Origin of the sequence: Mesorhizobium sp. B2-6-1 (assembly GCF_006440475.1) — a bacterium.
Taxonomy (GTDB): Bacteria; Pseudomonadota; Alphaproteobacteria; order Rhizobiales; family Rhizobiaceae; genus Mesorhizobium.
On sequence record NZ_VFUH01000018.1, the window covers coordinates 82,539 to 103,668 of the forward strand.

Sequence of the window (21,130 nt, forward strand, 5' to 3'; positions counted from 1 at the left end):
AATGCGATTTGCCGTGATCGGCATCGATCATCGTCACGTCTATGACCTGATCGGTGGGCTTCTGGATGCCGGCGCCGAGTGCGCCGGCTACGATCCCGCGACGACCGATCCCAAGGTTGCCGCCGGCATCGCCGAGCGTTTTCCACGGATCGCGCCGGTCGAACGACGGCGCCTGATCGAGGATCCCGCCATCGACCTCGTCGTTACCGCGGCTGTCCCCTCCGATCGGGCCGCCATTGCCGTCGAGGCCATGCGGCATGGCAAGGACGTGCTTGCGGACAAGCCCGGCCTGACCACGTTCGAGCAGCTTGCCGCCGTGCGGCAGACCGTGCGTGAGACGGGACGCATCTTTTCGATCTGCTTTTCGGAGCGCCTCCTGACCCGAGCCTCGACGCTGGCGACGCAGCTGGCGATGGAGGGCGCCATCGGCGAAGTCATCCATGTGACGGGCCTGGGGCCGCACCGGCTCAACCGTGCGCTACGCCCGGCGTGGTTTTTCGATCCCGTGAATTACGGCGGCATCCTGGTCGATATCGCCTCGCACCAAATTGATCAGTTCCTGTTCTATACTGGCTGCGCCGACGCGAATGTCGTTTCAAGTGCGGTCGGCCATTTTGGCGCTTCTGACATTCCGGCATTTCAGGATTTCGGCGACATCCTCCTGCGGGGAGACAAAGCGAGCGGTTATATCCGCGTCGACTGGTTCACCGCCGACGGGCTGCCGACCTGGGGGGATGGACGGCTGATCCTGCTCGGCACCAAGGGCACGATCGAGCTTAGGAAATATGTCGACATAGCCGGCAAACCTGGCGCGGACCACGTATTCCTCGTCGATGGCAAGGGCACGCGCCATTTCGATGCGTCGGGCGAAAAGATATCCTATTTCGAGCGCCTGCTTGCCGACGTGCGCGAGCGTACCGAAACGGCGATGACGCAGGAGCATGTCTTCACGGTCTGCCGGCTGGCGCTCGAGGCGCAGGCGGCGGCGGTCGTCGTGACGGGGCAGGAAAGGAACGCGCGATGAGCAGGCTACGTATCGCCATGATCGGCTTGGGTCCGGCGGCGTTGCCGCATGCGAAGAGCCTCGTCGATCTTGCGGGCAGGATCGAGGTGAAATGGGCGGCCAGCCGCAGCCAGGCGACGGCAGAAGCCTTTGCCGACCAGTTTTCCTTTCCCGTGACGACCGATATTGCGGCCGCGATTACCGATCCCGAGGTTCAGGCGGTGCTGGTGCTGACGCCGGCCAACGCGCATCTGGCGGTGGCCGAACTGGCCCTTGCCGCCGGCAAGCACGTGCTCGTCGAAAAGCCGCTCGAAACGACGCTGGCGCGCGCCGAGAAGCTGGTCACGCTGGCCCGCGGGGCCGGCCTGCGCCTCGGCGTCGTCCTGCAGCACCGTTTCCGGCCGGCCAGCCTGCGGCTGCGCCAACTGCTGGCTTCCGGCGCCATCGGCACGGTGGAGGCGGCCAGTCTTCGGGTTCCGTGGTGGCGGCCGCAGGCCTACTACGACACCGGCGGCCGCGGCAGCTTCGCGCGGGACGGGGGCGGCGTGCTGTTGTCGCAGGCCATCCACGCCATCGACCTTTTCCGCTCTCTGCTGGGAGAGGTAGAGGTGTTGGCTTCGCAGGTGCGGACGACCGGCCTGCACCGGATGGAGGCTGAGGATTATGTCACCGCCCTGATGCGGCTCGGCAACGGCTCACCGGCCTCGCTGCTCGCCACGACGGCGGCCTATCCGGGCTCGCCTGAAACCATGGAGATTGTCGGCTCGCTCGGCACGGCCACGCTGACCGGCGGGGCGCTGAGCGTCGACTGGCTCGACGGGCGCGAAGAGCGCGTCGAGGCGGAGGGGAAGACAGGCAGCGGCGCAGCCATCATGGACTTCCCCCACGACGCGCATCGTGCGCTGATTGACGATTTCGCCGATGCGATTTCGCAAGACCGCGATCCGGTCGTGACGGGTGAGGAGGCGCTCCAGACACAGCGCCTGATCGCAGCCCTCATCCGTGCGGATCCGGCCAGCAACCAACCCGTATAAGAGCGCTTCCTTCGAACCTCGAACGCTCCAGGATTCCTGGAGAGTGGCTTTCCGCCGCCATCATGCGGCGGAAAGAAAAGCCTGTTTCAGGCGGAGGCGGGCTGCTGCTTTGCCCGCGCTACAATCTGCGTCGGATTGACGAAGCGCAATGCGATCAGCAGCCAGACCAGCGTCGTTATCATATACACCACCGCCATCGCGTCGATCGACTGCACCGCGCGAACGCCCGAGGCGAAGACCGAATAGTACAGCGCCACGACGAGCGTCTGGCTGGTCGGCCCGGCTGTCAGGAAGGTCAGTTCGAACATGCCGATGGTACGCACCAGCACCAGCAGCAGCGCCGCCAAGATGCCCGGCATCAGCATCGGCAGCAGAACATGGAGAAAGAGCTGGAACGTGTTGGCGCCGAAGACACGCGCGGCCGCCTCGATCTTGGGATCGATCTGCTCGATGAAGGGGATCATCACCAGGATGACGAAAGGAACCGTCGGCACGAGATTGGCCAGCACCACGCCCCAGAAGGTGCCACCGACCCCCGATTGGTAGAGCACGGTAGCCAGCGGAATGCCGAAGGTGATCGGCGGGACCAGAAGCGGCAGCAGGAACAGAAGCATGACCAGCTTCTTGCCGGGAAAATCGCGCCGCGCCAGCGCATAGGCCGCCGTCACGCCGAGCAGGCCTGAAAGCGCGACCACGGTGAAGGCGATCTGGAAGGTTACGATCAGGATATCGTGGAGCTGGAATTCCGCCCAGGCGGCGAAATACCAGCGGGTGGTGAAGCCGGCAGGAATCCATGTGCCCAGCCAGCGCGTGCCGAAGGACGACAGGATGACCGTGGCAATCATCGCCGCGAGGTTGAGTACGAAGAAACCCACCACCACCCAGATGGCGGTGATCCAGAGCTTGGCGGCGATGGTTGTGTCGCGGATCATGTCAGCCCTTTCCGCCTGCGGTGCTGCCACGATAGAACAGGTTGCGCAGCATCAGGATGGCGACGACGATGACCAACTGCACACCGGCCATGATCATCGCGATTGCCGAGGCCATCGAGTAGTCATATTGCTCGAAGGCGGCCTGGTAGGCCGCAATCGAGATGACCCGGGTCGGCCCGGCCGGCGCACCGAGCAGAACCGCCGACGGAAAGACGGCGAAGGCCTGTACGAATGAAAGCAGGAAGGCGATGGCCAGGCCGGGGATCAGCAGCGGCAGGAACACATAGCGGAACCGCTGCCAGGAGCGCGCGCCGTGGGTCGCCGCTGCCTGTTCCAGTGCCGGATCGATGCCTGTCACATAGGAAAGCGTCAAAAGGAACGTGAACGGGAAACCGGTGATGATCAGCGACGCGAAAACACCCCAGTAATTGTTGGTGAGTTTCACGGGACTGCTGATGACGCCGAACAACATCAGCGTGCGGCTGAACCAGCCCTGCGGTCCCAGATAGTTGAGCAGGCCTTCCGCTACCAGCACCGTGCCGAGCGTTACCGGCAGCACGAGGATGGTGGTCAGCATGCGCTGGTGCGTCATCAGGCGAACGCGAAATGCGATGGGCAGCGCCAGCGCCAGGCTGATAACGGTGACCGGCACCGCCAGCCACAGCGTGGTGGCAATGGTGTTGTAGAGGAACGGGTCGGTGAAGAAACGCTGGTAGTTGGCGAGGAGCCCCCCTTCCTTCGGCTGGAAGGACAGGAGCAGGCCGTAGACAAAGGGATAGACGAAGATCGCCAGCGTAAACAAGGCGGCCGGAAGCACCAGAAGGGTGACGCCGTCGATCCCGTGCAAGGCCAGCCGCTGGCGCAGAGAAGGAGAGGGCGTATGATCGAGCGTCGACATCGCCATCCTCAGGCCGCGTAGATCAGGGCATGGGCAGAATCGATCGAGAGCGAAACCGTGTTCCCGACCGACGCGGCCTGGCTGGCATGGAAAATCAGCTCGAGGCCGCCCTCGGTGCGTGCCGTGCCGACGAATTCCCGGCCGCGATACTCGATGGTTTCGACCTTCGCATCGAGCGTCCCGACGCCCTTGTCGCTCACGGTGACATCGTCCGGCCTGGCGGCGATCACGGCGTGCGCGCCAACCGCGAGATCGTCGCGCACTCTGCCCGAAAGGCTGACGCCGCCGACCTCGACCGTGGCAATGTCGCCGTCGCGCCGGGTGACCTTGCCGGTTAGCCGGTTGCGGTAGCCCATGAATTCGGCGACGTCGAGATGGTCCGGGCTCTCATAGAGGTCCCGCGGAGCGCCGACCTGCCGGATTCGGCCATCGCGCAGCACGACTATGCGGTCGGCAAGCGACAAGGCCTCATCCTGGTCATGCGTCACATAAAGGGTGGTGGCCCCGAGCTGGTTGTGGATGCGCCGGATTTCCGCACGCATCTCGATGCGCAATTTCGCGTCGAGGTTGGAGAGCGGCTCGTCCATCAGCACCAGCGGCGGCTCGATGACGATGGCGCGGGCGATGGCGACCCGCTGCTGCTGACCGCCTGACAGTTGACCCGGCAGCTTGTGGCCCTGCGTTTCCAGCCGCACCAGTCCCAGCGCCTCGTCGACGCGTTGCGTGATCTCGGTCTTGGGCGTGCCGCGCATCTTCAGGCCGAAGCCGATATTGGCTTTGACGGTCATATGCGGGAACAGCGCATAGTTCTGGAAGACCATGCCGAAGCCGCGGTCTTCCGGCTTAAGCTGGTCGATACGCTTGTCGTCGAGATAGATGCTGCCGCCCGTGGTGGAAAGCAGTCCGGCGATGCAGTTCAGGGCGGTCGACTTGCCGCAGCCCGAAGGTCCGAGCAGGGCGATGAATTCCCCCTTGCGCACGGTCAGCGAAACGTCACTCAGCGCGCTCATACTGCCGAATTTTCGACTCATATGATCGAGGCGGAGTTCGTCGAATTTCGACGAGGCGAGCAGCATCCGTTCGTAGCCCCATTGTTGTAGGCGAACCGGGCGGCATGCCCGGTTCCTATTATGCGCTGAAACTCAAAGGTTTGTCATTTCGCGGCGGCGGCGACCTGTTCGTCCCAGGTTCGGAATGCCGTGACCATCGAAGCTGGCTCCAGCGGCAGTTCGATCGGATTGTTGGCGATCAGGTCGGCATATTCGGTGCGGCCGAATTCGGCGATCGCATCCTGGCTTTCCTGCGGCGCCATGTCGAGGGTGACATCCTTGACCGCCGGGCCCGGATAGAAATAGCCCTCGTCATAGGTATAGGCCTGCTGCTTAGGCGTCAGCAGGAATGCCATCAGGTCCTTGAGCACGGCCAGTTTTTCGTCGCTGACCCCTTTCGGCACGCACATGTAATGGGCGTCGGCGACCCAATGGAAGCCTTTCAGCGCCCCAACCTTGGCTTCCTTCGGCACGACGCCGAGAACGCGCGGGTTGATGTCCCAGCCAGTCGTCGACACAGTCATGTCGCGCGTGCCTTCGCCGAGTTCCTTCATCAGCGCACCGGTGCCGGTCGGATAATATTCGATGTATTTGTGCAGTTCCTTAAGATAGGCCCAGGTCTTGTCCCAGCCCTTGACCGGATCCTTCGGATCGCTGTCGCCGAGCAGATAGGGAAGACCCATCAGGAAGGTGCGGCCGGGGCCGGAATTGGCCGGGCGCGCATAGAGGAACCGGTTCGGGTTCTCCTTGGCCCACGCCAGAAGCTCCTCCGCCGTGGTCGGCACCGTCTTGACCTTGTCGGGCATGTATTCGAGCAGCGGCCCGGACGGGTAGTAGGTGACGACGACGCCGTGGTCCTTGGCCAGCGTCTGCATCCGCGCTGCCGGCTCCTGATAGATATCGGCCAGCTTCGGCAAGGCGCCCGAATCGTCAGGAAGCAGCTTGACCCACAGGTCCATCTCGAGGCCTGCCGACAGCGCATCCGTTCCGGTAAGCACGAGGTCGATATCGACGCGGTTCGCCGCTTGCTGCGCCTTGATCTTGCCCGGAAGCTCCGGGGCCGGCGCCTTGGTGAAGACGATGTTCGAGATCAGTTCCGGCTTGGCCGTCTTGTAATTCTCGATCGCCTTCTGGGTTAGCGCCAGATTGCCGGCGACATCGACGATATTGATGGTGACGGGCGCGGTCGGCAGCTTGGCGGTCTGGGCAAACGCGCGCGCAACCGGAAGCGCCGCCATGCCGGCTAGTCCGCCGACCGCCTGTCGCCGAGTGATCTTGATCATCTTCATCTCCTCCGCTGGGGTCCTGTCTTGTCCGGCAGGATTTCAATTTTGATATATTAATCTACCAGTCCTCAAAAACAACCGCTTTCTGCTTCGTGCGTGAACCGCTGCGCCAATCATGCCACGGTGGTTGCGGCGCCGTCGTTCAAAAGATCGGTCAATGCGGTTCCTAGCCTTGCGAGATGGGGGCTGGCCGAGAGATCGGTGCCGAGGACCTGCTTCAGCCGCAGGAAGACGGCGGCCAGTTCGGCAGCCGAGCCGACCTCTGCGGTCCGCGCGCCCGATCCCGGCCGGCAGGTCACCCAGGTCCGATTGGAAAGCCGCTGCGCCATGGTCAGAGCCTATAGGCTTTCTTGGCCAGGCGGTAGGCGAGATCGTGCGCCACTTCCTGCGCCTCGTCCTCGTCGAGCCGGTGGTCAGCCACCAATTCCGCGAGAAAATTGCAGTCGACGCGGCGCGCCATGTCGTGCCGCGCGGGGATCGAACAGAAGGCACGGGTGTCGTCGTTGAAGCCCACCGTGTTATAGAAGCCAGCTGTCTCCGTGGTAAGCTTGCGAAACCGGTACATGCCTTCGGGGCTGTCGAAAAACCACCAGGGCGGGCCGAGGCGCAGCGCCGGATAATGCCCGGCAAGCGGCGCAAGCTCGCGCCCATAGGCCGTCTCGTCCAGTGTGAACAGGATCAATGTCAGGCGCGTGTCGTTGCCGAACGCGTCGAGGAGCGGCTTGAGGTCGTGGACATAATCGGTGCCGGTGGGAATGTCTGCGCCCTTGTCGAAGCCGAACTCGGCGAAAATCTGCGGGTTGTGGTTGCGGAAAGAGCCGGGATGGATTTGCATGACCAGGCCGTCCTCGACGCTCATGCGCGCCATTTCGGTCAGCATTTGTGCGCGGAACAGGTCCGCATCCTCGGGCGAGACATCGGCCTTCAGCACCCGGTCGAACAGAGCCGTTGCTTCCGCCTTCGAAAGGTCGGCGGTGCGGGCATTCGGATGGCCGTGGTCGGTGGACGTCGCGCCGCGCTGCTTGAAGTAGGCACGGCGGATGCGGTGCGCCTCAAGATAGCCGGGATAGCTGGTCGGCGTTCCGGCCAACGCCAGGAACCGCTCCACCTCGGCATGGAAACCCTTGCGCGAAGGGTCGACGACGGCGTCTGGCCGGTAGGCTGGTACAACCTGGCCGTCCCAGCCGGAAGCCTTGATCGCATCATGCGCGGCAAGCGCATCGGTGGCGGCGTCCGTCGTTGAGATGGCTTCGATGTTGAAACGCTTGTAGAGCGCGCGCGGGCGCATCTCCGGCCGTTCGAGCTGTTCGGCGATGCGATCATAAAGAAGGTCGGCATTCTTCGCGCCGAGCCGCTCTTCGATTCCGAAGACCGTTGCCAGCGAATGCTCGAACCACAGCCGTGTCGGCGTGCCGCGGAAAAGGGCGTAGTTCTCGGCGAAGCGGCGCCAGATCTTGCGGGGATCGGTTTCGATCGGGCCCCCATCCAGTCGTGGGACGCCGAAATCTTCCATGCGCATTCCCTGGGAATAGAACATGCGCAAAATGTAGTGGTCGGGCTTGACGAACAGCGTGGCCGGATCCGGGAACGGCAGGTCATACGCATACCAATCCGGCTCGGTATGGCCGTGCGGGGAGATGATCGGCAAGGCACGCACGCCTTCATAGAGGCGCCTGGCGATGGAACGGACGGTAGGATCAGGCGAAAAAAGCCTGTCGGGATGGAGCGGCATTGCAAAATCCTTGCGGTCGAGCCGCGAAAGCGGCGTTCGGAAGGGAGGGGCGATTGAATGCGCGCGATCATAATTTGGGATGAAGCGGCGTTCCGATATTGGCGAACAGTAAGGAATAATATATTAATATGTCAACTGATTGAAGATCGGGGATCGAGAAATGACATCAGCAAAGGCGCATGCGGGCATTGCGGGCTCCGACCGCGACGCCGTCTCCGTTCGAACGAAGATGCGTCGGCCGGGCATCGTGCGTACGACGGCTGCGTCCGCAGTATACCGCGAACTGCACGAGGCGATCGTATCCATGCAGCTTAAGCCCGGCAACGCCTTGAATGAAAAGGTCCTGACTGAGCGTTTCGGTGTCAGCCGCACGCCGGTTCGCGAGGCGTTGATTCGCCTGGTCGAGGACGGGCTGGTCAATATCTATCCCCAGTCGGGAACCTTCGTCGCGCCGATACCGATCTCGCTCATTCCTGAAGCCGTCGTCATCCGTAAGGCGCTGGAAGGCGCCACGGTCGAAAAGGCCGCGCAATGCGCAAACGGCGACGATGTGGGAAAGCTCGACGACATATTGGCGCGGCAGCGGTTCCTTGCCGAACGACAGGACATGAACGGCTTTCACGAGGCCGACGAGGCCTTTCACGAGGCGATTGCCGGAATAGCCAGCTATTCCGGCATCTGGAACTATCTGAAGCCGGTCAAGGTGCAGATCGACCGGGCGCGACGCATGACGCTGCCCGCGCTCGGCCGCATGGACCATGTGATTGGCGAGCATACGGTCATCCGCAACGCTATAGCGGCGCATGACGTTAAGGCTGCCTGCGAGGCCATGCGAATCCATCTGGGCGCTGTCATTCCCGATGTCGAGCAACTGCGCGACGCCTACCCCGACTGGTTTATTTGAGCCGACCAGCCCTGAAATAGTTGGAGAAATGACGAATGCGCGAGGCATGGAGATGGTTTGGGCCGGATGCGGGGGTTCCGCTCGATGCCGTGCGTCAGGCCGGCGCCACCGATATCGTATCGGCGTTGCACGAAGTCCCGATCGGGCGTGCCTGGACGAAGGCGGAGGTGGCGACGCGCAAGGCGATGATCGAGGATACGCCGTCCGACCGCTCGCCGCTTGTCTGGTCGGTCGTTGAAAGCATACCGGTCCCTGACGCTGTCAAGCGCCACGGCGGCGAGGCGAAAGCCGAGATCGAGGCCTGGATCGCCAGCATGGAAGCGGTTGCGGCCAACCGCATCCATATCATCTGTTTCAATTTCATGCCCCTGGTGGACTGGACCCGCACCGATCTCGATTACGAACTGCCAAGCGGCGCGACCGCGATGCGTTTCGACCAGGACCGGTTTGCAGCCTTCGACCTCCACATCCTGCAGCGCAGGGGAGCCGAAGCCGATTATTCGAACGAGGACCGCGAGCGGGCGAAAGCTGTTTTCGAGGCGATGAGCGAAGAGGAGGCCGCGACCCTCGTCGCCAACATCGCCAGTGCGCTGCCGGGCTCGACCACGGAGCCGTTGACGGTCCCGCAGTTTCGCGACCGGCTGGAGCGTTATGCGGGCATCGATGCCGCCCGGCTGCGCCACCATCTCACCGAATTCCTGGCGGCGATCGCGCCCGCCGCAGAGAGCAGCGGCGTCCGGCTTGCGCTGCATCCGGACGATCCGCCCCGCTCGCTCTTTGGTCTGCCGCGGGTGGCCTCGACCGCCGCCGACTACAACGCGCTCTTCGAGGCAGTTCCGTCGCCGGCCGTCGGCATGTGCTTTTGCACCGGAAGCCTTGGCGTGCGCGCCGACAACGATCTTCCGGCGATGGCGAAGCACTTCGCGTCGCGCATCCCCTTCGCACATTTGCGGGCGACCAAGCGCGAAGGCGATGGCCGCACCTTCCATGAAGCGGCGCATCTGGACGGCGACGTGGACATGGTTGCGGTACTGCGCGAATTGTTGGCCGAAGACGGCAAACGGGAACCGCACGACACCATCGTCTTCCGCTCCGACCACGGCCACCGCATGCTGGATGATCTCACAAAAACGGTGAATCCCGGCTATCCGGCGATAGGTCGCCTGCGCGGTCTGGCGGAACTGCGCGGCGTGATCCACGCGCTCCAGTCGAAGGGTTGACAGCGCGGCAATGCCTACCGTGATCGGCGCGGCTTCGGTCCGCCTGCGCCGATCCTGCCCTATCCCTGACGTCGGTCGGCATTAGGTCGGTTTCCGCCTGTGGAGGAGTGCCTCGGGGGACAGCCCGACTATCCGACCTGTTCTAGGCCAATCAATCCTTGACACGACTTCGTGCAAGCGCTTTCATGCAAGCGCTTGCATAGGGGCGCGCATGCCTGACCGAAAGCGGAACAATTCATCTTCAACACCGACGCTGAGCGAGGTGGCGGACGCTGCCAACGTCTCTTCGGCTACCGTTTCGCGTGCTTTCAGCCGGCCGGAACTTCTCAGTCGCGAGACGGTCGCGCGGGTTCACTCGGTCGCCGCGCGGCTCGGCTATGTCCCCAATCATGCCGCGCGCGCACTAAGCACCGGCCGGATGGGCAACATCGCGCTAATCGTGCCCGATATCACCAACCCGTTCTTCGCGGCGATGATGCGTGGGGGGCAGGCGACGGCCCGCGAATGTGGCTATGCGACGTTTATCGGCGATTCTGATGAGACGCCGGATGTGGAAGACATTCTCCTGACCAAGCTGTCGGCGCAGGTAGAAGGTTTCATCATCGCCTCTTCGCGCCTGCACACGAAACAGATCCTTGAACATGCGCGGAGGCGGCCTTGCGTCCTCGTCAACCGCGACATTCCCGGCATGGTACGGCTTCTGGTCGATAGCGGGCCAAGCTATGGGCAGGCGCTGGAGCATCTGGTTTCGCTGGGCCATAGATCGATCGCCTATGTTGCCGGGCCGGCATTCTCCTGGTCGAACAGCCAGCGCTACGGCACCGTGACCAGGAGGGCCGTCGAGCTTGGGGTTGAGATCGTACGGGTTCCGACCTCGCGGCCAAGCTTCGAGGCCGGCCAGGCCTGCGTCGATGAACTCGTCCTGACGGGCGCGACCGCCGTACTCGCATTCGACGATGTCATGGCGCAAGGCATCATGGCCGGGCTTGCCGCGCGCGGCCTGTCGGTGCCGGGCGACTACAGCGTGATCGGCTGCGACGGCATACTCGCGCCGACCCTTTTCCCGCCCCTGACGTCCATCGCAACTCATTGCGCGGAGGCCGGCAGGCAGGCGGTCGAGCTTCTCGTCGCTATGCTGCAAGGCAAGCCGCTCGCTCACAAGCGCATCAATCTCGTCACCGAATTCGTCATCAGGGCGACAACCCAGGCCCCGTGCTCGCAGCGAGCCACGGCGGGGCTCGATCGACTTACAACCACGGAGTGATCATGCGAATTTACGTGAAACCGGACAAAAAGCTGCTGGGCGCCGCTGCCGCTGAACTGGGGGCGCAGTCGATCCGCGCCGCGATCGAGGTGCGCGGCGCGGCCAATATCGTCGTCGCCACCGGCGCCAGCCAGTTCGAGGTGCTTGCCGCGCTGGTGAAGCGGGATGACATCGACTGGTCGCGCGTCACCGGCTTTCACCTCGATGAATATGTCGCCATGCCGGATACGCATCCGGCCAGTTTTCGGCACTATCTCAAGGAGCGCTTCACCGCGCTGCTGCCGTCGCTCGGGGCCTTTCATTTCATCGACGGGGACGTGCCGGATCCAGGTGCCGAGGTGGCGCGCATCAGCGCGTTGATTGCCCGGCACCCTATCGATGTGACCTTCGCGGGCATTGGCGAGAACGGCCACCTCGCCTTCAACGATCCGCCCGCGGACTTCGAGACGACCGCACCGTTCCACCTGGTAACGCTGGACGACCGCTGCCGCCGCCAGCAGTTCGGCGAAGGCTGGTTTCCGACGCTGGAAGACGTTCCGCACAGGGCGATCTCCATGACCGTCAACCAGATCATGAAAAGCGGTCTGATCGTGCTGGCGGTGCCGGACCGCCGCAAGGCCGAGGCGGTGCGCGATACGGTCGAAGCGCCGATCTCGCCGATGGTGCCGGCCGGTATCTTGCGCAGGCATGCCGACTGCCACCTGTTTCTCGATCCGCAATCGGCTGCTCTGCTTCGCGAAGTGCCGGACACCGTGGGCGAATAACCGTCCACGCAACCTAGAAAGGGAGGAGACACCAATGACAACCCGACGCAATGCCCTTCTAACGATCCTGGGTGCTGGCGTTGCCGCGGCGGCAAGGCCGGTTTTCGTGCTTGCCAAGGAGTTCCCGAAGCCGAAGGAACCGCTGGTCATCAATGTGGTCGACGTTGCCGGCGACCTGCAACTCAGCCAGCGGGCGCTTGAAAAGTTCGCCGAGACCCATCCGGAACTGATCTCGAAGTTCGTTTACACGCAGGCGCCCGCGCCCGAACTTGCCGCCAAGCTCAAGGCCCAGCAGGCGGCAGGCCGGTTGGACATCGATTTCGTGCTCACCGGTAACGACGCCCTTGCCGCGGGCATCGACCAGGGATTGTGGACCCAGATCCTGCCTGACTATGCCGATATGTTTCCCAAGCTCGACGAGCGCTACCTACCGGGCGCCTATGCCATGCAGCAGATGGCGAAGGGCCAAGCCTTCGTCGATAGCTGGTATCCGTCAGGCCCGCTCCTGGAATATGCGCCGGATCGGGTCAAGGACCTTCCTGGGACCGCTGAAGAGTTGCTTGCCTGGTGCAAGGCGCATCCGGGAAAGTTCATGTATGCGCGCCCGGCGAATTCCGGCCCCGGCCGAACCTTCGTCATGGGCCTTCCCTACCTGCTCGGCGACAAGGATCCGCTGGATCCTATCGACGGCTGGGAGAAGACCTGGGCCTATCTCAAGGAACTGAACGACTGCATCGACTATTATCCCTCCGGCACGACCGTCACCATGAAGGAACTGGGTGACGGCACGCGCGACATCATCGCCACGACCACCGGATGGGACATCAATCCGCGCTATCTCGGCATCGTTCCCGAAGACTACAAGATTGCGACCCTGAAGGGCTTCCACTGGGTCAGCGACGCCAACTATGTGGCTATCCCAAAGGGCGTTTCCGACGAAAAGCTCGGCGTTCTCCTGCAACTGATCGCCTTCATCCTTGAGCCCGAGCAGCAGGCATTCATGTACGATCACGGCTACATGTACCCCGGCCCGTCGATCAGGGACGTGCCGATAGAGATGGCGCCGCAGGACAGCCAGGACACGATCAAGCGTTTCGGCCGGCCCGAATATGCCGCGATGATCGCCGACAACCCGATCGAACCGCCGCTCGACGCCAAACCGCTGGTTGCCATGTTCGAGAAGTGGGACAAGGAGATCGGCGGGGCCAAAAACGCCAAATAGGGTATCTCCGCGCACGGCCATTCGACAGCGGTTTGTCCCCGCTGCCATGATAGCTAAGCCGCCTTGACGATCCCTGGTGGTCCGGGGAACCCGCCGGTCCGACCGAGATCGCGGTCGACTGGCCAAGGCCTTGGCCGGTCAAGGAATGGATGACTCGTCTGGCTATATGGCGGCCGCGGTGCCATCCATCCTGATGCGAATGCGGCATCCGTTGCGTACGGTGCCACATTCGACGCTCGCCCGCCTGCGCCGCCGAGGATGCCTCCAATTGCGCTTGGTGCCGCCATTGGCCGGCACCTTGGAAATCGTCGAGGACGAGGGAAGCTTTCATCTGTCCCGAACGTTTACGAGGGTGTTTACCACCTCTCAGGGGCTGGTCCCGACCCGGTCGGGTTCGTAGTCACCGCCCGCGGTACACCAGCCTAAAGCTGTAGGCCGAGGAAAAAATGCCCGCTCAAGCTTTCATCAACCGGATTGCGGCAGCCGTTCCGGAGAATGGCGTTCACCGCTTCTTTCTTCAATTTGCCGGTTCCCAGTTGACGGCAAATCCCCGTCGCCGGGCGATCTTTGATCGCATGGCGGACAGATGCGGAATAGAGCATCGTTATTCGTGCTTTGCGCCCGCCGATGATCCTGAAGGCCCAAGTGTCGATTTGGAGGGTGTTTTCAAACGCGGCGCGTTTCCAGGCACGGCAAAGCGCATGGAGATGTTCGCGGCCACAGCGCCCGCTCTGGCTGAACAGGCCGTGGAGAAGCTCCTTCATGGTCAGGACAGGAGCCGTATCACACATTTGATCGTCACCACCTGCACGGGGTTTTCCGCCCCCGGCCTGGATCTGGAAATAATTGCCCGGTGCAACCTGCCGACCTCCATCGAGCGCACAATCCTCGGCTTCATGGGTTGCTATGCAGCGATCAACGCACTCAAGCAGGCACGACACATCATCCGGTCGGAACCCGAGGCCCGGGTTCTGGTGGTCAGCATCGAACTCTGTACGCTTCACCTCAAGGAGACCTCCGACCTTGAAAAGCTGCTCTCGTTCTGCCTGTGGGGCGATGGCTGCTCGGCTGCGTCGGTAAGCGCCAGTCCTTTTGGCATAGGACTGGATAGTTTTCACGCGCTCGTCGATGGCGGCAGCCGCGACCTCATGACCTGGAACATACGCGACGACGGTTTCGACATGGTGTTGTCGGGAGAGGTTCCCGCCGCAATCCACCATGCACTCGGCACACACATAGGCAGCATTCTGGGAAACAGGAGCGTTTCAGACGTCGACCTTTGGGCCGTCCACCCGGGCGGCCGCTCCGTTCTCGACGCAGTGGAGCGCGCGCTGAATCTCCGTTCCGATGCGTTGTCGACCTCCCGCGAGGTCCTTCGTGAAAACGGAAACATGTCCTCTGCTACCGTCATGTTCGTACTCGAGCGAATGCTGCGCGAGGCCACAAAGGAAGACCGTGTGGGTTGTGCCATGGCATTCGGACCTGGCCTGACGACCGAGACGATGATGTTCCACACAGCCGGCGATACCTGAATGGCCAATGATCTCGACCATCGTCGGATCGAGCGGGAACTGCTCGACAATTTGCCTCCCGACGATCCAAGGGCCGTCGGTTCGCGGCGTGATCTCGCCTGGATAAACGCACTGATGTTTCAGAGCGCGATCATGGCCAGCCTGTTGAAGGCAAGCGTGCGCAAAAGCCCGACCAGATTTTTGGAAATTGGTTCCGGCGATGGAGCATTCATGCTTTCCGTCGCAAAGCGCCTCGCCCGGCGCTGGACAGATGTCGACCTGGTCATGCTTGACCAGTTCAACCTCATTTCAGACAGGCGGTTCGCTGATTTCTACGCACTTGGTTGGCGGGTCGAAACCATCATCGATGATGTCTTCGAATGGATCGAAAGCCCCCGAGCCGGCGCCTTCGATGTGGTATCGGCCAACTTGTTTCTGCACCATTTTCCGGACGCAGCCCTGAAACGCCTGTTTTTGGCGATTCGCCCTCTGGCGCCAGTGTTTCTCGCCACCGAGCCGAGCCGAAACGCCATTGCCTTAAGAGCCTGTTCGCTTCTGCATGTCATCGGCGCGAACGAGGTGACTTTGCACGATGCGGCGGCAAGCGTCCGCGCCGGTTTTGCGGGTGATGAGCTTTCCAGCCTATGGCCCCCGGATTTCAGGCGCCAGTGTGCAGAACGCAGAATTGGACCGTTTACCCATGCCTTCCTTGCCGTCGACCGCGCTTCGGAAGGTTTGCCATGATGTACGACGCCATCGTCATAGGCGCCGGGCCAAGTGGTTCTTCGGTGGCCTTGGCTTTGAGCGGCCAGGGGCGCGCCGTTGCCATCGTCGAGCGAAGTGAATTCCCGCGCCGCAAAGTTTGCGGGGAATTCATGTCTGCGGTCAATCTGGATCTATTGGATAGATTGGGCGGAGGCGCCGCGGTTCGCGCCAAAGCTGGTCCGGAGGTCAAGCGGGTTGCACTTTTTGCATCGGGTCCCGGCACGGATGCGGGCATGCCGCGGGCCGCGGGAGATGCATTTGGACGCGCGCTCGGGCGCGACGTTCTGGATGGCATGCTTTTGGATGCGGCTCGCGATGCCGGAGCCGACGTGTTCCAGCCTTGGCGGGCGGCGGAGATCACCACCGATGGTGACAACGCTATGGTTCGGATCGAAAGCAAGCACGATCAGGGAGTTCTCGTTGCGCCGGTCGTTATTGCCGCGCATGGCTCGTGGGAACAAGGAAGGCTTCCGACGAACCTGCCGAAAACCAACGCGCCGCACGATCTTTTCGGATTCAAGGCTCATTTCACCGGCGCTGAGCTCGACCGCGACCTCATGCCCCTGCTGGCATTTCCGGGCGGCTATGGCGGCATGGTCTGGGCCGACCGGAACAGGATGTCGCTGTCGTGCTGCATGCGCCGCGACGTCTTGATCAGGCTACGCGAAAAAGGCAACGTCTCGTCGGCAGCCCAAGCTGTTCATGCCCATATCCTTGCTTCGTGTCCCCGTGTCGCCTCCACGATCGTGAATGCCACGCTCGATGGCGAATGGCTCGCCACAGGTCCCATACGGCCTGGCATTCGTCCACGTTTTGCCGACGACATATTTCGGGTGGGCAACCTCGCCGGTGAGTCCCATCCCATCATCGCTGAAGGCATATCGATGGCCCTGCAGTCAGGCTGGTTGCTAGCCAACGAACTGGCCAGGTTCGGCCGTTGGGACCGGGCGGCGAGGATTGCTGTTGGCCGCCGCTATTCGAAGGTCTGGAACAGCCAATTTGCCACCCGCATTCGCGTGGCTGCCTTGTTGGCACGCCTTGCCTCCCATCCCATGTCCGCTGCCGCGATGAACACGTTCGTGAGCGGCTTCCCGAACAGCCTGACGCTGGGAGCCAGGTTGACCGGCAAAACGAAACCGCTGCCGATCGGGTGCGACTGAGAGGCTCAAGACTTTGTGCTCCAAGACGCTATAGCGGTCATGCACTCCGTCTTTCGATAGGCCCAGCCTTGCGATTCGACATGATGTCTCAGGCCCGGTCATCGCCGGGCCTGAGCTGAATTCTGCTGGCGGAACTATTTGTTGCAATTTTGGGACGGCGAGGTGGCAGTGCCGCTGGCGGTATTGGTGTCGACGTCATTGCCCGCAGTGTCCTTGCAACGGTCATTCATGCCGTTTGGTGTTGTCGTGGTCGAGTTCGTCGCATTCGGATCAGTTGTGACGGTCCCCGTGGTGCTGCCGGAGCCGTTGACGCTCGTGCCGCTGTTGTTCATGCCGCCGCCTGCGGTACCGCCGGCATTGCCCGAGCCGCTCGTTTGGGCCAGGGCGGATGTGGCGAGCGCTAAGGACAGGGCGGATGCGACCAAGATCGTTTTCATCATAAGTGCCTCCATTGGTTAAATCGCTTGTTGCGATCACTTTCCCAACGGAGCGCCGTCCTTGTTGTTCCTGTAACGGAAAATCGTGATCGATCTTCATTCTTGTCCGGCTTTGATGCTGAGCGAAGCACATCCAGAACTGTATAAAGGACGACTGCGGTCAGTGGCGACGGGCCACGCTCAGCCTGATCGACGGTTGTGCTTGTTGAGCAGGATCGGCAGGGAAACCGGCCGGAAATTCCACACGTCAACGCCGACATCACGCTGGCGAGTAAGCGGCTTCAGCTTGCCATGCGAATGGCCGTGCAAATTCACCGATCCCTTGCCCATCTGATTCCAGGTCCGAAACGGATAATGGCACAGGACGAGGAGGGTACCGTCCACCACCAGTTCCACATAGTGCTGGATGCTGGCCCAGCCAGATGCGAGCGTTGCATCGCTTCCGTCATTGTTGCCGATGATCAGGTGCTTGCGCCCATTGAGCTGCGACAGGATGTTTTCGATGCCGGCCTTCGGGCGGGCAAAATCACCCAGATGCCAGATCTCGTCGTCCGAGCCGACGGTCTCGTTCCAGAGGCTCATCAGCGCCGCGTCATGCGTTGCCAGCGAGCCGAACGGCCGCCGATCAATTCGCAGGATGCGTGGATCGTTGAAATGAGTATCGCTCGTGAAGAAGATCATCCTGTGCGCGACTTCCCTCGCTGATCGACCCAGCCCGATACGCCGGACTAACGATCCGGTATTCGGCTGTACGCGCTCGTCAGCTTCCTTCCTTACGGCCGTCACCGGCGGCAGACGCTGAGTGTTCAGGCTCCGCAGCCTCAAGACCTTCGATAATCGGCGTAAGCGAGCCATCTTCCTCCGGAACTGGTTGCCGGCCGTTGGCTGCGTTCGCCTTGTCGAGGGCCTGCTGGATGGCGTCCTCTATGTTGCCGATATCTTCTTCGCGAACCTCGCGCCCGTATCCTGCGGCGTCCGCATCCTGCTCGAATTGCTGGGCCAACACCGCGACGCTGACTTGCGTGTCGGTCGCCAGGTTTCCGACATTCTCCTGCAGCCAAGTTCGAAAGAACTCGATCGTCGCGCTCATATTGCCTCCTGAACCGGACAACTGCTGCTGAGAGCGGTTGTTCCATGTTCCTGGCTACACTTTGCGGACTCTTGTGACGTTGACCTTGGGTACCGGGGATCCGATGAACGCCGGTTGAGCATGGCCATTGCCGCTGCCATCGGTGCCGCGGCCCTTGCCGTCGGCAACACACGGTATCCGAACGGAGTAGCCCCAAACTGTCAGCTTACAATTTGCAGTCATAGGTTACAGACTTCCCGTGTTCTATAAAGGGAGGTGGGAAGTACCTGGGCCTAACAATAGTGCGCGGTTGACGGTTCGCCTTCGAGTCGCGAAATGCCCAGGTGGTTCACAACTCCCAAAACAATGGGAGGTGTCAGCCAAACAGGATGAAAATCGGGTTTCGGACCCTAGTCCCCTCGGTCCGATCCACCGGTTCAAGGGCAACGTTAACACAGCTCAAAGCCGACAGGAAAAATGCAGTCCGGCAAGTCTCGGCCTCACATCGGGAAACCAGAGCCAGGCACCGACTTCCGCGCAGCACGACGTGTCCTCTCCGGCGATTGAGGAAAAATTGCGAGGTGATTGTCGCGTCTGTCGCCTGTCTTGACGCAGTCCCCCCGTTCATGGACAGAAGCGCTCCCGCAACTGCACCGAGCACAGTCGGCAGTGCCTGGCACAACGCCGACCACCTCTCCCTAGCTGGCCAGGGCGCGATATCGTGCGGCTCGGCCAGCTAGCTTCCCGCAAACCTTCTTTCAAAATAGATGGATCATTCCGGATCAAGGTCCGGAGATTGAATCGCAAAGCCCGGCAGGATCCAACTCTGGCTCTCTACCCACGCGCAGTGATTCATGTTGGATATCCACATATGCTCATATGATCGCCGAAATTGCAGCAACGCTTCCAGTTCCGGCTTTCCGCGCTCATAGGCGGATTGCGGATCGCCGAGCGTGAGCTTGCTGGCCGCTCGCGAGCACAGCTTCGCATGCTGCAATCCCAGCTCAAGAAACTTCATCCGCATCGAGGCTTCCGGATCTTGGATTGCGGAGGCTACCGCCCTGTCAAGCAAGGCTTCCGCCGGCGCGAAACTCTCCTCTGGATAGACAGCGTGCGCCGCCTTCGCCCAGCTTCGCCAACGAGATGCTCCAAGAGCCTCGAACCCCTCCCGCAGCTGGGCGCGAGCGTTCGAAGTATACGCCTGCCAATAATCAAAATAGCTTTTGACGTCGTCGGCCGCAGGTCCGAAGGCTGAATAATATTCCGACAACAATGACTCCACGGCAGTCTCAGGATGTGTCTGCAGGCGCATCAACAAATAGAGATTTGGACCTTGCGTCGCCCAATGGCCTGTCAGCGAGTCAAAATCGGTTCCGACCATCCCGTTTCGCGCCGCGTTCTGAAACTCGTCGGCGAACTGGCCGGCGAATATGTGCGGCATGCAGTAGCCATCCAGGAAGTAGTTGGTGCGCATGAACACCTGGGCAGTCGTTGCCGCCCATCCGCGCCACTGGTCTTTTATCCAGTCCTGCTCTTCGCCGCTGCGTGGATAGTACCAGGCCGATGGGCAAAACCCGATCAGGATATTCGGGTTCAACTTGATTCCCGATGTCGGTGCCGCGAAGTAATTCATATAGGCGTATCCCACCACGACCGCGTTAGGGTCGTCTTTCGCGGCTATCCGCTGAATGGCTTGCCATGAACGCGCATAGCGGTCCGATACGAAAGGCTTGCTGGCGATCTTCGACTTCGACGGAATGAACTTTCGATAGTCAGGCGGCTCTGGGCCATCCAGCGCTTTGCATATTTCGCACTCGCACTGCCCCGGGATGTCGTTCTCGACCGCATTGACGAAAGTTGGCTGTCCCGCAGAGGCGTTCCGATGCTCACGCCATTGCGAGACGATCTCTTCTCGCAAGCCCGGATTGGAAATGCACATCGAGAAGCGAGCGCCCAGCCTCACCGGGCCCCGTTTGCCTCTGACCAATTGAAACCATTCGGGATGCTCGGTACCATACCGCTGCCACCAGTCGACGAAAGCGTGACCGTAGTTCGTGGGTACTCTGCGGCCCATTCGGTGGCGACGCAGGAACGTGGCCTGGGCTTTCATATATTCTTTCGCCGCTGCTGCGGTGAAACCCATTTCGGGATGTTCTTCGCTCGTGAAGCCAGCCCCAGCGCGCACGCGACGCTGCATGAACCGGGGCGTAACGACGTAATCAAGCGCGGGGATCACCAAGGACTGTGCCTTTGGGACAAACGTTCCCAGCTCACCTGGCCATAGCCATCGGACACCGAAATAGCGATCAAGGAGCTCGTACACGCCGAAGAGGGTGCCCGCGGACGTGTTTTGGTCGAGCGCACTGCCGGGATGATCGAGGCCGGCGATGCACAGATGGTTGCCGACGGTTCGGATGATACAGGTTTCACGCGCCAATGCGCCGAATGTGATTCCGGCTGCCCGGGCGAACCGGGTGTCGCCCAGAAAAATATGGGCGGCGTTACGCAGGCCAGCCGGCGAGACATGGTTTTCAGTTGTGATGGCAGGTTGGATGCCGGTCGCTTTTTTTATGTGCCAGCCGAGTTCCGTGGCGGCGTAGTGAACAGAGCCACTCGGCTGATCCGAAGTAACGAGCGTTGCCGCAGGTCTGCCGCGGGCGATAAGCGTTACGCCAGCTGAGGATTGAGTGGCCGCTTTGCCAGGGTTGGTAAAGCCAAGCCAGTGTAACAGGCCCAGAACCGTTCCCTGTGCAAACGTCCTTCGCGATAACGGCCCCATGCCAAAGACCTCACCTATGCGCGCGCATCCAAGAATGTAGACCCATTTTACGAGGACGGGCGTTCACAACAATTTGTATCACGTTTTCCCTTACCCGCATG

At 61.8% G+C, this 21,130-nt stretch carries 20 protein-coding genes; 10 read left to right on the forward strand and 10 right to left on the reverse strand.

From position 1 onward, the window contains the following. The first annotated feature begins 1 nt into the window (after nucleotide 1). Nucleotides 2-1,024, forward strand: a complete 1,023-nt coding sequence (locus FJ443_RS27655; RefSeq protein WP_140666420.1) for a Gfo/Idh/MocA family oxidoreductase — start codon at nucleotides 2-4, stop codon at nucleotides 1,022-1,024. A gap of 17 nt (nucleotides 1,025-1,041) precedes the next feature. Then, complete coding sequence (locus FJ443_RS27660; protein ID WP_246681249.1) at nucleotides 1,042-2,037, forward strand: Gfo/Idh/MocA family oxidoreductase; 996 nt, start codon at nucleotides 1,042-1,044, stop codon at nucleotides 2,035-2,037. 86 nt (nucleotides 2,038-2,123) lie between these two features. Here FJ443_RS27660 and FJ443_RS27665 read toward each other — a convergent pair whose 3' ends face one another. The 6 genes from FJ443_RS27665 to uxaC form a co-directional block, all read right to left on the reverse strand. Next, entirely contained in the window at nucleotides 2,124-2,969 is an 846-nt protein-coding gene (locus FJ443_RS27665; RefSeq protein WP_140498468.1) for an ABC transporter permease subunit, read from the reverse strand. A 1-nt stretch (nucleotide 2,970) separates the two neighbouring features. Then, complete coding sequence (locus FJ443_RS27670) at nucleotides 2,971-3,867, reverse strand: sugar ABC transporter permease (protein ID WP_140581312.1); 897 nt, start codon at nucleotides 3,865-3,867, stop codon at nucleotides 2,971-2,973. An 8-nt stretch (nucleotides 3,868-3,875) separates the two neighbouring features. After that, nucleotides 3,876-4,943, reverse strand: a complete 1,068-nt coding sequence (locus tag FJ443_RS27675) for an ABC transporter ATP-binding protein (RefSeq protein ID WP_140581311.1) — start codon at nucleotides 4,941-4,943, stop codon at nucleotides 3,876-3,878. Nucleotides 4,944-5,020: 77 nt separating this feature from the next. Then, nucleotides 5,021-6,196, reverse strand: coding sequence for an extracellular solute-binding protein (locus FJ443_RS27680; RefSeq protein WP_140513571.1), 1,176 nt, complete (start codon nucleotides 6,194-6,196; stop codon nucleotides 5,021-5,023). 119 nt (nucleotides 6,197-6,315) lie between these two features. Further along, on the reverse strand, nucleotides 6,316-6,531 hold the full coding sequence (locus FJ443_RS27685; protein ID WP_140561309.1) for a hypothetical protein: 216 nt from the start codon (nucleotides 6,529-6,531) through the stop codon (nucleotides 6,316-6,318). 2 nt (nucleotides 6,532-6,533) lie between these two features. Next, a complete protein-coding gene (uxaC, locus tag FJ443_RS27690; protein ID WP_140666423.1) occupies nucleotides 6,534-7,934 on the reverse strand; it encodes a glucuronate isomerase in 1,401 nt (466 codons plus the stop codon). A gap of 229 nt (nucleotides 7,935-8,163) precedes the next feature. Between uxaC and FJ443_RS27695 the strand changes: the two genes are divergently transcribed. The 8 genes from FJ443_RS27695 to FJ443_RS27730 all read left to right on the forward strand — a co-directional run bounded on the left by FJ443_RS27695 (nucleotide 8,164) and on the right by FJ443_RS27730 (nucleotide 16,744). Beyond that, on the forward strand, nucleotides 8,164-8,838 hold the full coding sequence (locus FJ443_RS27695; protein WP_140666439.1) for a GntR family transcriptional regulator: 675 nt from the start codon (nucleotides 8,164-8,166) through the stop codon (nucleotides 8,836-8,838). 35 nt (nucleotides 8,839-8,873) lie between these two features. Next, nucleotides 8,874-10,058: a mannonate dehydratase gene (gene uxuA, locus FJ443_RS27700; protein ID WP_140658135.1), complete on the forward strand. Its 1,185-nt coding sequence runs from the start codon at nucleotides 8,874-8,876 to the stop codon at nucleotides 10,056-10,058. A 211-nt stretch (nucleotides 10,059-10,269) separates the two neighbouring features. Further along, nucleotides 10,270-11,322 carry a LacI family DNA-binding transcriptional regulator gene (locus FJ443_RS27705; RefSeq protein WP_140658137.1) on the forward strand — a complete coding sequence of 351 codons (1,053 nt, stop codon included), beginning with the start codon at nucleotides 10,270-10,272 and terminating at the stop codon, nucleotides 11,320-11,322. A gap of 2 nt (nucleotides 11,323-11,324) precedes the next feature. Then, nucleotides 11,325-12,086 (forward strand): glucosamine-6-phosphate deaminase, encoded by a 762-nt coding sequence (locus tag FJ443_RS27710; protein ID WP_140658139.1) that lies wholly within the window; start codon nucleotides 11,325-11,327, stop codon nucleotides 12,084-12,086. Nucleotides 12,087-12,120: 34 nt separating this feature from the next. Then, complete coding sequence (locus FJ443_RS27715) at nucleotides 12,121-13,308, forward strand: extracellular solute-binding protein (protein WP_140525310.1); 1,188 nt, start codon at nucleotides 12,121-12,123, stop codon at nucleotides 13,306-13,308. Between the two features lie 446 nt (nucleotides 13,309-13,754). Then, the gene (locus FJ443_RS27720) at nucleotides 13,755-14,840 is read left to right on the forward strand and encodes a type III polyketide synthase (protein ID WP_140658141.1); all 1,086 of its coding nucleotides are present in this window, start codon (nucleotides 13,755-13,757) and stop codon (nucleotides 14,838-14,840) included. Then, the gene (locus FJ443_RS27725) at nucleotides 14,841-15,563 is read left to right on the forward strand and encodes a class I SAM-dependent methyltransferase (protein ID WP_140658143.1); all 723 of its coding nucleotides are present in this window, start codon (nucleotides 14,841-14,843) and stop codon (nucleotides 15,561-15,563) included. Next, nucleotides 15,560-16,744, forward strand: coding sequence for an FAD-dependent monooxygenase (locus FJ443_RS27730; protein ID WP_140658145.1), 1,185 nt, complete (start codon nucleotides 15,560-15,562; stop codon nucleotides 16,742-16,744). Before FJ443_RS27725 ends, FJ443_RS27730 begins: the two co-directional genes overlap by 4 nt. 134 nt (nucleotides 16,745-16,878) lie before the next feature. Here the strand turns inward: FJ443_RS27730 and FJ443_RS27735 are convergent, their stop codons facing one another. The 4 genes from FJ443_RS27735 to FJ443_RS27750 form a co-directional block, all read right to left on the reverse strand. After that, nucleotides 16,879-17,184, reverse strand: coding sequence for a hypothetical protein (locus FJ443_RS27735; RefSeq protein ID WP_140498458.1), 306 nt, complete (start codon nucleotides 17,182-17,184; stop codon nucleotides 16,879-16,881). Nucleotides 17,185-17,361: 177 nt separating this feature from the next. After that, a complete protein-coding gene (locus tag FJ443_RS27740) occupies nucleotides 17,362-17,862 on the reverse strand; it encodes a metallophosphoesterase (protein WP_140666425.1) in 501 nt (166 codons plus the stop codon). A gap of 79 nt (nucleotides 17,863-17,941) precedes the next feature. Then, entirely contained in the window at nucleotides 17,942-18,271 is a 330-nt protein-coding gene (locus tag FJ443_RS27745) for a DUF768 domain-containing protein (RefSeq protein ID WP_140498457.1), read from the reverse strand. Between the two features lie 751 nt (nucleotides 18,272-19,022). Then, nucleotides 19,023-21,029 carry a DUF4838 domain-containing protein gene (locus FJ443_RS27750; protein WP_140666427.1) on the reverse strand — a complete coding sequence of 669 codons (2,007 nt, stop codon included), beginning with the start codon at nucleotides 21,027-21,029 and terminating at the stop codon, nucleotides 19,023-19,025. Nucleotides 21,030-21,130 lie beyond the last annotated feature (101 nt).

Excerpts from the sequence above, each read along its gene's own strand:
- FJ443_RS27745 (WP_140498457.1), bottom strand. The coding sequence starts at position 18,271 with ATGAGCGCGACGATCGAGTTCTTTCGAACTTGGCTGCAGGAGAATGTC.
- FJ443_RS27670 (WP_140581312.1), bottom strand. The coding sequence starts at position 3,867 with ATGTCGACGCTCGATCATACGCCCTCTCCTTCTCTGCGCCAGCGGCTG.
- FJ443_RS27675 (WP_140581311.1), bottom strand. The coding sequence starts at position 4,943 with ATGCTGCTCGCCTCGTCGAAATTCGACGAACTCCGCCTCGATCATATG.
- FJ443_RS27730 (WP_140658145.1), top strand. The coding sequence starts at position 15,560 with ATGATGTACGACGCCATCGTCATAGGCGCCGGGCCAAGTGGTTCTTCG.
- FJ443_RS27725 (WP_140658143.1), top strand. The coding sequence starts at position 14,841 with ATGGCCAATGATCTCGACCATCGTCGGATCGAGCGGGAACTGCTCGAC.
- uxaC (WP_140666423.1), bottom strand. The coding sequence starts at position 7,934 with ATGCCGCTCCATCCCGACAGGCTTTTTTCGCCTGATCCTACCGTCCGT.
- FJ443_RS27660 (WP_246681249.1), top strand. The coding sequence starts at position 1,042 with ATGATCGGCTTGGGTCCGGCGGCGTTGCCGCATGCGAAGAGCCTCGTC.
- FJ443_RS27740 (WP_140666425.1), bottom strand. The coding sequence starts at position 17,862 with ATGATCTTCTTCACGAGCGATACTCATTTCAACGATCCACGCATCCTG.
- uxuA (WP_140658135.1), top strand. The coding sequence starts at position 8,874 with ATGCGCGAGGCATGGAGATGGTTTGGGCCGGATGCGGGGGTTCCGCTC.
- FJ443_RS27705 (WP_140658137.1), top strand. The coding sequence starts at position 10,270 with ATGCCTGACCGAAAGCGGAACAATTCATCTTCAACACCGACGCTGAGC.
- FJ443_RS27710 (WP_140658139.1), top strand. The coding sequence starts at position 11,325 with ATGCGAATTTACGTGAAACCGGACAAAAAGCTGCTGGGCGCCGCTGCC.
- FJ443_RS27750 (WP_140666427.1), bottom strand. The coding sequence starts at position 21,029 with ATGGGGCCGTTATCGCGAAGGACGTTTGCACAGGGAACGGTTCTGGGC.
- FJ443_RS27655 (WP_140666420.1), top strand. The coding sequence starts at position 2 with ATGCGATTTGCCGTGATCGGCATCGATCATCGTCACGTCTATGACCTG.
- FJ443_RS27720 (WP_140658141.1), top strand. The coding sequence starts at position 13,755 with ATGCCCGCTCAAGCTTTCATCAACCGGATTGCGGCAGCCGTTCCGGAG.
- FJ443_RS27685 (WP_140561309.1), bottom strand. The coding sequence starts at position 6,531 with ATGGCGCAGCGGCTTTCCAATCGGACCTGGGTGACCTGCCGGCCGGGA.
- FJ443_RS27715 (WP_140525310.1), top strand. The coding sequence starts at position 12,121 with ATGACAACCCGACGCAATGCCCTTCTAACGATCCTGGGTGCTGGCGTT.
- FJ443_RS27665 (WP_140498468.1), bottom strand. The coding sequence starts at position 2,969 with ATGATCCGCGACACAACCATCGCCGCCAAGCTCTGGATCACCGCCATC.
- FJ443_RS27695 (WP_140666439.1), top strand. The coding sequence starts at position 8,164 with ATGCGTCGGCCGGGCATCGTGCGTACGACGGCTGCGTCCGCAGTATAC.
- FJ443_RS27735 (WP_140498458.1), bottom strand. The coding sequence starts at position 17,184 with ATGATGAAAACGATCTTGGTCGCATCCGCCCTGTCCTTAGCGCTCGCC.